The sequence below is a fragment of the Betaproteobacteria bacterium genome (assembly GCA_016720855.1).
Taxonomy (GTDB): Bacteria; Pseudomonadota; Gammaproteobacteria; order Burkholderiales; family Usitatibacteraceae; genus FEB-7.
Genome location: JADKJU010000001.1, coordinates 487386 through 501625, shown reverse-complemented (window position 1 = coordinate 501625; position 14240 = coordinate 487386). Strand labels below are relative to the sequence as shown.

General features: G+C 66.3%; 10 protein-coding genes. 2 read left to right on the top strand and 8 right to left on the bottom strand.

Features of this window, described 5'->3' with window-relative positions; translation table 11 throughout:
* Positions 1-6: 6 nt before the first annotated feature.
* Together IPP91_02185 and IPP91_02180 are read left to right on the top strand one after the other, a co-directional pair.
* Positions 7-2784, top strand: a complete 2778-nt coding sequence (locus tag IPP91_02185) for a TonB-dependent hemoglobin/transferrin/lactoferrin family receptor (GenBank protein ID MBL0140888.1) — start codon at positions 7-9, stop codon at positions 2782-2784.
* 56 nt (positions 2785-2840) lie between these two features.
* The gene (locus IPP91_02180; protein MBL0140887.1) at positions 2841-3146 is read left to right on the top strand and encodes a hypothetical protein; all 306 of its coding nucleotides are present in this window, start codon (positions 2841-2843) and stop codon (positions 3144-3146) included.
* A gap of 3 nt (positions 3147-3149) precedes the next feature.
* On the opposite strand, the gene IPP91_02175 is transcribed toward IPP91_02180, so the two are convergent.
* The 8 genes from IPP91_02175 to soxB form a co-directional block, all read right to left on the bottom strand.
* Positions 3150-5372: a ferredoxin gene (locus IPP91_02175; GenBank protein MBL0140886.1), complete on the bottom strand. Its 2223-nt coding sequence runs from the start codon at positions 5370-5372 to the stop codon at positions 3150-3152.
* Between the two features lie 43 nt (positions 5373-5415).
* A complete protein-coding gene (locus IPP91_02170; protein ID MBL0140885.1) occupies positions 5416-6402 on the bottom strand; it encodes a 2-oxoglutarate oxidoreductase in 987 nt (328 codons plus the stop codon).
* A gap of 2 nt (positions 6403-6404) precedes the next feature.
* Positions 6405-8291 (bottom strand): 2-oxoacid:acceptor oxidoreductase subunit alpha, encoded by a 1887-nt coding sequence (locus IPP91_02165; GenBank protein ID MBL0140884.1) that lies wholly within the window; start codon positions 8289-8291, stop codon positions 6405-6407.
* Between the two features lie 87 nt (positions 8292-8378).
* A complete protein-coding gene (gene gltA, locus IPP91_02160; GenBank protein ID MBL0140883.1) occupies positions 8379-9893 on the bottom strand; it encodes an NADPH-dependent glutamate synthase in 1515 nt (504 codons plus the stop codon).
* Between the two features lie 47 nt (positions 9894-9940).
* Positions 9941-10864 carry a sulfide/dihydroorotate dehydrogenase-like FAD/NAD-binding protein gene (locus IPP91_02155; protein ID MBL0140882.1) on the bottom strand — a complete coding sequence of 308 codons (924 nt, stop codon included), beginning with the start codon at positions 10862-10864 and terminating at the stop codon, positions 9941-9943.
* A 176-nt stretch (positions 10865-11040) separates the two neighbouring features.
* Positions 11041-11490, bottom strand: a complete 450-nt coding sequence (locus IPP91_02150) for a thioredoxin fold domain-containing protein (protein ID MBL0140881.1) — start codon at positions 11488-11490, stop codon at positions 11041-11043.
* Between the two features lie 41 nt (positions 11491-11531).
* Complete coding sequence (locus tag IPP91_02145) at positions 11532-12491, bottom strand: MBL fold metallo-hydrolase (protein ID MBL0140880.1); 960 nt, start codon at positions 12489-12491, stop codon at positions 11532-11534.
* Complete coding sequence (gene soxB / locus IPP91_02140; protein ID MBL0140879.1) at positions 12491-14200, bottom strand: thiosulfohydrolase SoxB; 1710 nt, start codon at positions 14198-14200, stop codon at positions 12491-12493. Before soxB ends, IPP91_02145 begins: the two co-directional genes overlap by 1 nt.
* Between the last annotated feature and the right edge of the window lie 40 nt (positions 14201-14240).

Below are 14240 nucleotides of genomic sequence, written 5' to 3'. Positions count from 1 at the left end.
TGTTCTATGCAGTTTCCTGTTGGCCGGCGGTTTACCGCCGGCCTTTTTATTTCCGCCGCTGCAAGCCTGATCGCGGCAGCCGCGCCACGGGCTGCGGCGATCGATGCTGCCTCCGCTGACGGGCGTTACCGGCTCGCGACGGACGATGTGGCAGGCGAACTCGTCGTCTTCTCCGCCCAAGATGGCCTGGAGCTGCGCCGCATCGCCCTCGTCGACCGCAGCCGCCGCACGGGCAAGCTCGGCTGGATCATCGACCTGCCACGCCGCAAGAGCTTCCTGGCGGGGTTCGAGGCGCTGCCGGAAGCGTGGGAGCTTCCCTATGGAGAGAAGGCGGACCCCGTCTTCGACGGGCTCGTGCACGACTACCGCATGGGCGAAGGCATCGCCGACCGCGGCCCGCTGCCGGTGCGCCGCATTCCCCTCGATGCTCCCCTGCCCCTGCCGACACCCGATGAGAAGCAGATCCACGTGGCCTGGGCCGATCCCGCGACGCCGGGCAAGCTCAATGTCCTGAACCTGGACGTGCGCCGCATCGTGGCGCAAGTTGATGCCCCCGCGCAAAGCGAGGCATCGCCCCGGGCAGTTGCATCGCCGCTTCCTGCGCCAATTCGTGGGGTGGCCCGTCCTGCGTCCGAAGCCGCAAGACTGGAACCCGTGACGGTCATCGCCGCCGCAAGCCGAGTCGAGGAGGATATCGAGTCCGTGGCCGCGACAGTCAGCGTGATCGAGCGCCAGGAGGCCTTTCGCGAGGTGACCGGCAACCTGCGCGACCTGCTTCGCTACGAGCCCGGCGTTTCCATCGAAAACGGCACGACGCGATTCGGGCTCGGGAACCTCAACATCCGCGGCCTGGACGGCAACCGGGTGCAGATGACGGTGGATGGCATCCGGCTGCCCGACAGCTACCGCGTGGGCAGTTTCTCGAATGCCTCGCGCAATGCGTTGGGGCTGGGGCTGTTGAAGCAGGTCGAAATCGTCCGCGGCCCCGCCTCCGCCATCCATGGTTCGGATGCGCTCGCGGGCGTCGTCGCCTTCACGACGCTGGATGCGGCTCCCTTCCTGGCGAGTGGCAAGGCGTACGGCGGCGAGGCGTACGCCGGCAACGCAGGGGCGGACGATTCGACTTCCGTGGGCGGGGCGCTCGCGCTCGCGGCCGGGACGACGCAGATTCTCATCGGCGCGGAGAGCAGCGACGGGCATGAAATGAAGAACCAGGGCACGGTCGGGGGGACGGGAGCACCGCGAACCGAACCGAATCCGCAGGACACGCACCAGGACAGCCAGCTCCTGAAATGGGTGATTCCGACCGACTCCGGCTGGCGCTACACGCTCACCGCGGAAAGATTCTATCGGGAGGTGATGACGGACGTCCTCTCGCTCAATCCGCAATCGACGAAGACGCAGAGCCTCACGGGCGAGGACCAGGCGCGCCGCACCCGCTACAGCATCGAAGCGCTGGCATACGGACTGGGACCCGCCACGCGCCTGTCGATCACCGCTTACGCGCAGCAATCGCGCACGCAGCAGGAAACGCACGAGTTGCGGACGAACACCACGGCCGTCTGCCTGACGGCGGCGGGCAACGTAAGCTGCCTGCGCGAGCCGCTCTTCCGCTACGACGCCGAGGAAGCCGGGGTCGTCGCCATCGGCCAGGCGGAACCGCGTTGGGGCGGGCTGGATCATCGCGTCGTGTTCGGCGCCGAGCTGTCGCGTATCCAGACCACCGAGATTCGCGACGGCACGCAGACCAACCTCAATACCGGCGAGGTCACCAACGTGGTGGGCGGCGAGGCGCTGCCGACGCGGGACTTCCCGGTGACCAACACGGATCGACTCGGCCTTTTCGTCCAGGATTCCGTCGCCTGGCTGGATCCGCGCCTTACGTGGATTCCGGGGCTGCGCTTCGACGCGTTCCGCCTGCGGCCCCAGCCGGACGACCTGTTTGCCTCCGGCAATCCGGGAAGACCCGTTGCCTCGCTCTCCGACCAGGCCCTGTCGCCCAAGCTGGGGCTCCTTTACCGTGCGAGCGATGCCGTGACCTTCAACGGCCAGCTCGCCACGGGTTTCCGGGCGCCACCGGCTTCGGACCTGAACATCGGCCTCACGAATCTGCCTTCCGGCTACACGGTCATCCCCAATCCCGACCTCCAGCCGGAGCATTCCCGCGGGGCGGAAGCGGGCTTGCGGCTGAAGTCGGGCACCGTTGAAGCCATGGTCACGGCGTACTACACGAGCTATGACGACCTCATCGTCTCCCGGGCGGCCCTGCCCTGTCCCGGCGACCCGGGTTGCGTCCCGGGCGCCACAGGCACTTTCCAGTCGCAGAATGTCTCGTCCGCCCGGATCTATGGTGTCGAGGCGAAGGCCGCGTGGCGATTCTCGAAGGGATGGACGGCCCGCGCCGCCTTCGCGATCCCGCGGGGCGACGACATGAGCAAGGACGTTCCCCTCAATTCCATCGACCCTCCGCAATTGGTGGCGGGCGTCGGCTATGAGACATCTCGATGGGGCACATCGCTTCACGTGACCCACGCCTGGGAGCAATCCCGCGTCGATCGGTCGACCGGCACGCGGTTCGTGCCACCGGCGTGGACGACCGCAGACCTGACCACGTGGGTCAAGGTGCTTCCGACCCTGGAGATCGCAGCGGGCATCTTCAACATGGCCGACGCCAAGTACTGGCTGTGGTCGGACGTTCGCGGACTGGCGAATGTGACCGTGGGCCTCGATCGCTACACACAACCCGGGCGTAACGTCGGAATCAACGCACGCTGGAGCTTTTGATCACGTTGCCAAGGCCGGTGTAGACTGCGCCGGTCGCCCTTGCCGGAACTCCCGCGATGAAACTGCGTGACGCAGCCTGCCTTGCGCTCCTGATACCGCTCGCGTCCATTGCCGCGCTGGATGCCGCGCAGGGCCGCAAACTCGTCGATTCGCACAAGTGCGAGGCGTGCCACGAGAAGAAGATCGATGGCCCCGCCGGTACCGTCTACCTGAGAAGCGACCGCAGGGTCGCGAGTTGGGCCAAGCTCAAGTCGCAGGTCGCGCTCTGCAATTCCGAGCTCAATATCGGCCTCTTCCCGGAAGACGAGGAAGACATCGCTGCGTTCCTCAACGCGACCTACTACAAGCTTCCCGAGAAATAGACCTCAGTTGAAGGCCTCGGCGCGCTTCATCAGGTCCTCGAGCCCCGGCTCGCCCGGATTGCGGGGTTTGCCGGGATGGATGATGGCGACCTGGCAGGTCTCTGCCGCCTCGACGAGCTGCTTGAAGGTGCCGGCGTTCACATCCTTGATGAAGGCCTGCTTGTTGTCGTTGTAGCCGAACAGCTCCGGATTGATGAGCTGGCACTCGTTGCAGCTCGGACAGCGCGCCGTCTCGATCCACGGGTCGTCCGACGGGGGCTTTTCCTCGGCGGCTTGCGCCGGCGCAGCCGACGCGGACGCAGCCGGACCCGGCGCAGCGGCTTCTGCCGCTACCGCGGGTACTGCTGCAGCCGCGGACTGGCGAAGCGCGTCCATCTCCTCGGACTTTTGTGCTTCCCAAGTCGCCTTCTCGCGGGCGAGCAGCCTCTCGGCATGCGAATCGTGGATACCGCCGTGCTCCTGGAGCCGGTGCCAAAGCAGCAGGCAGCGGCGGGTCGCCTGCATCATCCTTGCATCGACGATGACCCGGTGCAGCGCGTCCTTTGCGTCCACGGCCAGCAGGTATGGAATGCGCTCGGCCGCCTGCCTTTCCGGCAGCTCCAGCCAATCCGCGGCTGGGATCAATGCAGCAGTCCAGCGGTCGCGGGGCACGACGGCAAAGTGCTCGGTGTTCCGGCGGTCGCACATCGCGAAGTCGGCATAGGTGAAGGCCACCTGCTCCCGCACCCGCTGCATCGCCTCGTCGGCGTACTCGAACGGCTCCCTCGGCCAGTCGGTGTCGGGATTGCGGTTGTGTTCCAGCGAAAAGCGCGTCGCCCAGTTATCGCCCGCCGCAGCATCGTAGACAAAGGCCGGGAAGGCCCTCGACTCCATGGCGGCGGCGGCGGTAAGGTAGCGCGGAAGCTCGCCCGCGGCGGACGGCGCCCCGGCGAACACGGTGAAGAGCGCCGGTCCCGGGCACCCCATGCCGCTCTCGATCCTGTTGCGCATGCGATAAAGGCTCGAGCTCGCGGCCTGGAGAACGAACATCCCGCCCAGCCCCATCGCGGTGGTCGCAAGGCGCGCACTTCGCACACCGAAGGCGAAGTGCCCGGTACCGATCGACGCCTCCTCGAGAAGGTCGGTCACCTGTACCACCACCTTGACCGGAAGGCCCGAGGACAGCATGTCCATCAGGCCCGCGTTCTCCGGCGCGTCGTTGCGCTCGGCGGGGATGCAGACCAGCGTGTCCGGAAACAGCGACAGGTCGTCGGCGGTAAGGGAATGCTCGCCGTACGCCTCGAAGAACGGGCCGTGGTCCGCCTCGTCGTAGCCGTTGCGCGCCTCCAGGTCCGCGATCGCGATCGCCTTCACGAGCTCGACCGCCTGCGGGAGCCTTTCGCGATAGGCCGCCACGGCGGCAGCGATGTTGTCGAACAGGAAGTCGTGAGGCGCCTCGCCCGCGGCGAGCCCCGTCGGGGACGCGTGAAAGCGCTGGCCCTTGAGCACCGAGAGCGCCCACTCGATACGGCGGCGACGCGCTGCCGGCAGCTCGTCCTTCGGCGTGCCTCTCACGACGAGGCGCGACATTGCCGCGAAATCGAAGTCGTCGGCGGGCTGCGCCCCGAATGCGGCTCGCAGCGCATCGGGTTGCTGGCCCGCTTCGGAGTGCGCGAACGCGGCCCTCACGATGTCCGAGAGCTTTCTCTGCAGGTTGTCGAGGTGGCCGTGAAATAGCGCCGCCTTCTGCGCCTGGACGTGGCGCCAGGCATGGGTCATGAAGTGTGCAGGCAGGCGCTCGTCGCAGTCGGCCAGCTCGCCGTCCAGCTTGAGCGCATCGCCCGCAAGCGCGAGCACCTTGGCCACGCTCTCGTCCGAATCCGAGGCGAGCCTTGCGGCTGCAATCGCCCAGAGTTCCGACAGCGAGCCCCGCTCGCCCGCGGCCAGCATGGCGCGCAACTCGCGCTCGAGCCGCAGGACGTGCTTCCTCAGCCGCTCACCCTCGATGCCGCGCGGTGCGAGGGACTCGAGAACATGGTTCACAAGGAGTGAGAGCGACGCGGCGAAACCGTCGGCGGTGCCGCTGTCCGCCAGAACCAGCGGGAAGTCGTGACGTATGCGAGTCAGGTCCCGGTACCCGGCGAAGAGCGCCGGGCGCATTGCGTCCGTGTCGAGAGGAACCAGGCCATCGCCCGTGCGACGGCCCGTCAGGTGAAAGACCAACTGGTCCTGAAATCGCGCTGCCATGTCCATTGCCACTCGCCTCTACTGTCGTTATCGCGTCCTGCGCCTAGGCGGCGCGCTGCTGGCTACCGGATTCCGGCCAGATCGTGAACTTGTCGAACTCCGCTTCGAGCCCCTTGCGGACGCCCTCGACGGTGCGGGGGCGCCCGGCCCCGCGCAGGTCCTCGTAGCAGGGAATCTCGGGATTCCGGTAGAGGATGCCCACCGGGATCGGATCCTCCGACGAGGCGATCTCTCTGGCGCGATGGATGTCGAGCGGATCGTGCTCACGCTGGTTCCTGTAGATCCGGCTGGTCTCGGCGCTCGGCTGCAGCCCGTTCGGGTGGGTGAGGAGCAACGTCTTGCCGGGGTCGTGCAGCCAGGGCTCGAACATCTTGGGCAGGAACTCCGGGCAGCGCTGGAGGATGCGGATGAACGAAAAGCCGCGGTGGTGGAAGGCCTTCGAGACGATGTCGTAGACCATCTCGGGCATCCAGTCCACCGCCTGCGCGACGAACGAGACGTTCTGCACGCCGAGCGTCACCGTGAGCGGGTTAAGCGCCTCGAGAATGGACCCCCGGGGGGTCGTGTTGCTCTTGAATCCGATGGGCGACGTGGGCGACGCCTGTTTCTTCGTGAGCCCGTACACGTGGTTGTCGTGCAGGATCACCGTGAGGTTCATGTTGTAGCGGATCGCGTGGATCCAGTGCGCGGCGCCGATGCTGCAGCAGTCGCCGTCACCGGTGTTCACGAACACGTGCAGGTCGGGCCGCGCGAACTTCACACCCTCCGCGATCGGAAAGGCGCGGCCGTGGATACCGTGGAATCCGTAGGTCTTCATGTAGTGCGGGAAGCGGCTGGAGCAGCCGATGCCCGACACGAAAACCGTGCGCTCGGGCGCCAGGTTCTCGTCGCGGCAGAGCCGCTGCACCGCGGCGAGGATCGCATTGTCGCCGCAGCCGTTGCACCAGCGCGGGACGCCTCCCTGGTAGTCCTCGAGATCGTGGTGCTCTTCGTGGAGTTTTATGATGCACTGGGTGAGCGGCTTGCCCATGACTATTTCCCCTCTTCGAGTTTTGCGCGCAGCACTTTCGCGACGATGCCCGGCTTGATCGGCTGCCCGCGGGCCTCGCTCCAGCAATCGACATCCACCAGGAAGCGCGAGCGCAGCATCATCGCGAGCGCCGTATAGCGGCGGTTGTCCGCGTCGATGAGCTGGTCCTCCATGCGATCGCCCCAGCCGCCTTCCACCGCGATCACCTTGCCGAAGCGCCTCATGATCTCGCCGATGCCAGAGGGCATTGGTTGGATGAAGCGGATGTGCAGCGAGGAGACCTTGAGGCCTTCGGCGCGCAGGCGCTCGACCGACTCCTCGATGACGCCCTTGGTGCTGCCCCAGCCGACGACCAGGAGATCGCCCTCGGGATCGCCGAACACCGGCGGGGTCTTCAGGGTCTTCTGCAGCGCCGCAAGCTTGAGGCTGCGCGCGCGCAGGCTCTCCTCGTTGATCGACGGATCGTAGGCGACCTTGCTCATGCGGTCGTGGGCAAGGCCGGTCACCGTGTGCATGCCGCCCGGCTGCCCGGGCACGAAGCGCCGCGCGATGCCGGTGACGCTGTCCCAGTCGTAGGGCTTGGCCCCCTCGGGAATCGGCGACTGGTCCACCGGGGGCGCCAGCCAGTCCTCGCTGAACGTGGGCCGCGGAAACGGAGCCTGGGCCGTGGCCAGGCTCGCGTCCGACAGCACGACCACGACCATGTTGAACGTCTCGGCGATCTTGCGCGCCGTGATCATTGAGTAGAAGCAGTCCTCGATGCCGCTCACCGCCATCACGACCTTGGGCGCGTCGCCGTGGCTTCCATAGACGGCCGTGAGCATGTCGCCCTGCTCCACTTTCGTCGGCTGGCCCGTGCTCGGGCCGCCACGCTGGACGTTCACCACCACCAGCGGGATCTCGGCCATGACCGCGAGGCCCAGGCCCTCCTGCTTGAGCGAATAGCCCGGGCCCGATGTGATGGTCACCGCGCAGCGGCCCGCGTAGGAGGCGCCGATCGCGAAAGCGCAGGCGGCGATCTCGTCTTCGGCCTGGTGCACCATGCCGCCGACCTTCTCGAAGCAGTCGGACAGGTAATGCGAGGCGGAAGTCGCCGGCGTGATCGGGTACATGGCACAGATGTCCATGCCGGAGGCGACCACACCCAGCGCTATCGCCGTGTTGCCGTTGACGACCATCTGGGCAACCTTGCTGCGCTCGGCCGGAATCGCGTACTTGAAGTCGAGGTTGTGTTCGCCCCAGGCGAAGCCCGCTTCGAGCAGCTTCACGTTGGAGTCGATGATGGCCCGATCCTTCTTGCCGAAGGTGAGTGCCACCTGGTCGCGCGCGAGCTGCAGGTCGAAGCTGTAGATGCTGCAGAGCATGCCGAGCACGAACATGTTCTTGCCGCGCCTCGCATCGGACATGAGCGCTCGGCACTCCTTTTCGAGCGGGATCTCGATCAACCGGAAACCGTCCTTGACCAGCGAGGCGACGGTCTCGTTGAAGGACTTCACGATCGACGGGTCGCGGCTCTCCCGCCAGGTGTTCTCCAGCAGGATCGTGGCGCCGGCCTTCAACTCGCCAGCGCGAACGCGGCCGATGAGCACCTGCTCGTTGAACGCCACGGCAAGGTCGGTTTCGTCACCGCCGTTGGTGACCTCCTTCGCTCCCATCCGGATGCGTATGCCGCTGGCCCCCGCCACGCTTCGCGCGGGCGGCTGGATTTCCGCGGGAATGATCTCCACCGTCCAGATGCCGTTGCCGCTGCGCGCGGCGATTCCGGCGAGCGCCTGTCCGCAGCGCTGCGCGCCCTCGCCCGAATCGCTGATCACCTCGACGATGTGCTCGGGCAGGTTGACGACGGGCTTGCTCCGAACAGGGGGGGGGACGCCGCTTCCTGCCTGCATCTTGCGGTCCAGTTGGGCCGTATCACTCATGGGTTTGCCTCGGGGCTGATTCGTCAAAAGCGGGGATATTGTCTGGATGTCGAAGGGCTACGGGGTCTGAAGGAGCCGCACTCGCGCGAAGTTGTGCTCCTCGATCGCGATGCCGAAGCGACGCCCGCTCGGGTCGTCGGAATCGGGAGCGTAAATGCCGTCGGTGTCGCCAAGGCCAAGGTACGCCTTCATGCCCCGCGCGGCCTTGCGCCCGGCGCCCATGGCCTGGATCACGGTCGCGGCGCCGGTGACGATGTCGCCGCCGGCATAGACGCCCGCAATCGAGGTCGCGAGGGTGTCGTCGGTCTCGATGTAGCCGCGCTTGTTGAGCTTGAGCTTCGCCGTCTGCCCGAGGATCGGATTGGCGTTGGTGCCGATCGCGAAGACCACCATGTCCGTTTCGATCTCGAATTCGCTGCCCGGCACCGGCACCGGCTTCCTGCGTCCGGAATCGTCGGGCTCGCCCAGTTCCATGCGGATGCAGCGCATCGCGCGCACGGCATTCCCGGCATCGCCCAGCAACTCGATGGGGCTGGTGAGCCAGTTGAACTCGATGCCTTCCTGCTCCGCGTGGTGGACTTCCTCGACCCTGGCTGGCGCCTCGGTCTTGGAGCGCCGGTAGATGCAGAAGACTTTTTCCGCCCCGAGGCGAAGCGATACGCGCATCGCATCCATGGCGGTATTCCCCGCGCCGATCACCGTGACGCGCTTGCCTGGTTGCAGCGGCGTATCGAAGTTCGGGAAATCGCGCGCGCGCATGAGGTTCGCGCGGGTGAGCAATTCGTTCGCCGAGAGCACCCCGTTCAGCGACTCACCGGGTATGCCCATGAAACTCGGGTAGCCGGCGCCCGTGCCGATGAACACCGCATGGAAGCCCATTTCGGTGACCATCTGCTCGATCGTGAAAAGCCGCCCCACGAGGGTGTTGCATTCGAAGCGTATGCCGAGCTGGCGAAGCTTTTCGATCTCCGCGTCGATGACTTCGTTGGGCAGGCGGAAATCAGGAATACCGTACTTCAGGACGCCACCGGGCTGGTGGAACGCCTCGTACACCACGACATCGCAGCCCGCCTTGGCCATGTCCGCCGCGCAGGCCATTCCCGCGGGACCGGCGCCGACGATGCCGACCCGGTATCCGTTGGGCTCGATGTAGGGAATGTTGGCCCAGCCTTCCTTGATGGCCATGTCTCCCACGAAGCGCTCGAGGCGGCCGATGGCCACGGGCTCGAGCGTGTCGCCGACCGTGCAGACGCCTTCGCACTGGTTTTCCTGCGGGCACACCCGTCCGCAGATCGAGGGCAGCAGATTCGTGTCGGTGATGACATCGTAGGCGCCGTGGTAGTGCTTCTCCGTGATCTTCTGGATGAAGGCCGGGATGTCGATGCCGACCGGGCAACCGCGGACACACGGCTCATCGGCACATTGCAGGCACCGCTCCGCCTCGACGAGCGCCTCTTCGAGGCGATAGCCGAGGGACACTTCCTTGAAGTTGCGGGCGCGCTCGTGCGGATCCTGCTCCTGGGCGGGCGTGCGCTCCTGCGGAATCGTCCGGATCGTCCTTTTCTTGGCCATGGCGGGCGCTCTCTCCTGTTTGGCTTTCGTGTCGCTCCTCGACCGCTTCAGCCGTCCGTCGAGGGACGGTCGTCGACGGCGGCAACCGCTTCCGAGGATGCAGCTTCCTCGCCCCGGATCCTGCAACTTTCCTGGAAGCGATCCAGCGCTTCCTTCTCCGCCGTCTTGTAGCGGCTCAGGCGCGCCATCAGGTCGTCAAAATCGACCAGGTGGCCGTCGAAGTCGGGGCCGTCAACGCAGGCGAACTTTACGGTCTCGCCGATCTTCACGCGGCACCCGCCGCACATCCCCGTGCCATCGACCATCACCGGGTTCAGGCTCACCATCGTCTTGATCTTGTGGGCGCGAGTCGCCTCCGCGCAGCCCTTCATCATCACTGGCGGGCCGATGGCCACCAGTTCCTCGATGTCCGGATGCTTCGCGATGGTCTGCTTGATGCCCTCCGTGACCAGGCCCTTGATGCCGGCTGATCCGTCGTCGGTGCAGAGGATGAGTTCGTCGCAGCACGCACGGAACTTGTCTTCCCAGAAGACCAGCCCGCGATTGCGGAAGCCCAGCACGCCGATCACGTAGGCGCCGCTTTCCTTCCAGGCGCGTGCCTGCGGGTAGATGGGGGCGACACCAAGCCCGCCACCCACGCAGACCACCTTTTTCCTGGATCCGATTTGGCTCGGGATGCCCATCGGGCCGACGACGGCGTACAGGCTCGTGCCCGCCTGGCAGTTCTGCTGCATTTCGCGGGTCGTCTTGCCCACCGCCTGGATGACCAGCGTGATGGTGCCCGCTTCGCGGTCGAAGTCGGCGATGGTGAGCGGGATTCGTTCGCCGTGCTCGTGCTCCATCACGATGACGAACTGGCCGGCCCTGGCGGCTTTGGCCAGCATCGGATGGCGAACTTCGAGCAGAAACGTGACGTCGGAGAAATCCTCGCGGGCAACGATCTCGTAGGACGACGTTTGGGTCGAATCCATGGTGGAAACCCCTCTTCGGCTTGGCAATTGCCTGTTGTGACACGCCCGCCGGCCGGGGCCCTGGCCCCGGAGCGGGCCGATCTTGTAGGACTTTGGTGACACTACGGCGTCCGGAGGGGTCCGCTCTTGATCTGACGCAAGTCGTCCGGGGGTTTAGCCCGCCGGGGGGTATCTGCTCAACTCCGCGCGGCAAGGCGGGCCCGCGCCGACTCGAGCGCGGCGTCCAGGTACGCGGAATAGAAGTCCGGCAGGAGCATTCCCGACAGGGGATCGGCCGCCGCCCTTCCTTCACCGTCCAGGAACGCCACGACAGGTGCCGCTCGCACGTCGTGAGCCCTGGCGACCCGGGCATGGGTCGTGCGCTCGCCGGCAAAGCCCACGAGGGCCACGTCGCTGTCGATGTCTATCTGCCGGATGATCGCGCGCCCCGATTCGCGCGGATCGCGATGCATCGGGGCCAGGTGCGAGCGCCGCACGATCTCGCAATAGGGACAGCCCGGCAGGCTGAAGAGGATGACGATGGGTTCCTTTCGTGCGCGCGAGAGCCGGGCGTCGGCGCGCAGGTCGGTCGCCAGCGGAAGCGCTGTGCTGGGTGCGGCGAGCCCGGCAGCCGCGAATGCAAGCACCGGCGCAGCGAGGAGAAACTTGCGGCGGTCCGCGCCCTTGCTCATTTGCCCAGCGACTCGCGCTCCATGAGGAGGAAAGTGCCGTAGGCATTGACGCGGTTGGCCGCCTCGAAGGCCGGCAGATTCGCGTACCGGCTCCAGTCGGTGCGTTTGTAGGCGTCCTCGAACGGGACGAAGTCCTCGACCGCCTTGCCCATCTCGGTGCGCAGGAAAGTAAGGTAGTCGCGCGTGAGTTCGAGGTCCTTCGCGGGGTTCTTCGAGACCTCGCCATGCCCGGTGACGAGAAGGCGGGGCTTCAGGTCGATGAGGCGCCCGAGGCGGACGAGCCACGCCTTGCTGTCAGCCTCTCCCACGAAGGGCACACGGCCCGTGAACAGGAGGTCGCCGGAGAACACGACTCCTTCCTGCGGCACCACGATCACGAGGTCCTCGGGAGTATGGGCAGGCCCGAAATGCTGGATCTCGAAGCGGATGCCGCCCTGGATGAAGGATTCGTCGCCGTCGAGCCACCGATCGGCAGGGATGAGCGGCGTGTCCTGGGTTACCCAGGGAGACAGATCGCGCGTGCGCTGCTCCCGGCGCCGCTCGGCCTCCCCGTCCGTGAGGTATTCGAGGGCTGCTCGATGCGCCCAGATATCGGCGCCCGCATCCTTGAAGGGCTTCAGACCGTAGAAATGGTCGGCATGGTAGTGCGTCACGATGACGCGGCGGATCGGCTTGCTGGTGATCCGGCGTATCGCCTTGACCAGTTCGCTTCCGAGGGCGGGAGAACCCAGGGCATCGATGACGACCACGCCATCGTCCGTGACGACAAAACCGGCGTTGGCGTTGTAGGCCTCGTTGGTCGCGTTTGCGACACCCGCCTTGCCCTGGACGTACCAGACCCGCGCGGTGACCTTGACCGGTTCGACGCGGACTTTCACCACCGGGTAATCCTGTGCCCCGGCCGCTCCCGCGGCTGATGCAAAGGCAATTGCGGCGAGAAGGCCGGCCAGCCGCATCAGGCGATCCCCGGGTTGCCTTCCATTCCGACCAGCTTCGGCAGGTTGAGCTTCACCGGGGCGATCGTCTTCCTGTCCTGGAGGTACTTCGTGACGACCTCCCAGACGGGTTCGCCCTTCGCGCCCTCCGCGACCGGCGCCCATCCCGCCACCTTGTACTTGCGGTCGGCGGCGATGGGCTTGCCCGCGAGGCGCATGTCGGTAATGCGCTGGCCCATCGATGCGCCCGGCGTGCACGAGTAGGTGAGGCCGCCGACGCGCACCATGTCACCGCCCTGCTGGTAATAAGGATCGGGGTTGAAGAGGTTGTCGCAGACGTCCTCGAGGATGGTCTTGATCATTTCACCCGTCAATTCATTGAGGGTCGTCTGCGGATAGCTGATGGCCGACCAGTCCATGACGTGCTCCGTGGTGATCGCCTGACCCGGCAGGAGCGTCGTTCCCCAGCGGAAGCCCGGCGAAAAGGCAATCTGCGCGCCCTTCACCTGCATGAGCGCATCCAGGATCACCTGGTCCACGGTGCCGTTGAAGTTGCCGCGGCGATAAAGGAGTCCTTCCGTGACGGCGAGCTTCTCCGTGAGCTTCGCTTCGTGTGGTGCGCGGACCTTGGCGATGTGCGCCGCCATCTCGGGGTCCGGCGCGAGGAGGTTCGCGAAGACCGGCAGCAGTCGGTATTTCCAGCCGGCGATCCGGCCGCCCTTCACGTCGAAGTCGAGCACGCCGAGAAACTTGCTGTTCGACCCCGCGTTGGTGACCAGCGTCACGCCCTTCGCGTTCTTCACTTCCACCGGCTGCGGGACGCCGTCGTGCGTGTGCCCGCCCAGGATCGCGTCAATCCCCGTGACGCGGCCGGCGAGCTTCAGGTCCACGTCCATGCCGTTGTGCGAGAGGAGTACGACGACCTGCGCGCCCTTCCCTCTTGCCTCGTCCACGGCCTTCTGCAGTTCCGGCTCCTTGATGCCGAAGGTCCAGTCGGGCACCAGGTAACGCGGGTTGGCGATGGGCGTGTACGGGAACGCCTGCCCGACGATCGCGACCGGCACACCGTTGATCTGCTTGATCACGAACGGCGCAAAGACGGGGTCGTTGAAATCCGCGGTGACCACGTTCTGGGCGAGGAAGTCCACCTTGCCCTTGAAGTCGTTGTCCACGATCTCCTTCACGCGCTTGGCTCCGAGGGTGAACTCCCAGTGCCCCGTCATCACTTCGACGCCGAGAAGCTTGCTGGCATCCACCATGTCCTGCCCGTTCGACCACAGCGCCGTCGCGCTTCCCTGCCACGTGTCGCCGCCGTCCAGCAGGAGCGCGCCCGGGCGTGAGGCCTTGAGGTTCTTCACCAGCGTGGCGAGATGGGCGAAGCCGCCCACCTTGCCGTAGGTCTTCGCAGCCTGCGTGAAGTCCAGATAGGTAAAGGCGTGCGCCTGAGCGCTCTTCGCGCTGACACCGTAGGCCTTGAGGAGGTGCTCGCCCACGAGGTGGGGCGCTCTGCCCGCGGCGCCCGCGATGCCGAGGTTGACGTCCGGCTCGCGGAAGTGGATCGGCATGAGCTGCGCGTGGCAGTCGGTCATGTGCAGCAGGCTCACGTTGCCGAAGCGGGGCACGTCGTAGAGCCTGGCGCCATCCGCAGCAGCCAGCGCTTCACGGGAGGAAATCGGCAGCCCCGCGGCAGAGGCGATGGCGAGGATGTTCAGGAATTCGCGACGGTCCATCAAAGTGCCTTGATCTCGATTGCCGGATCGACCCTGGAAC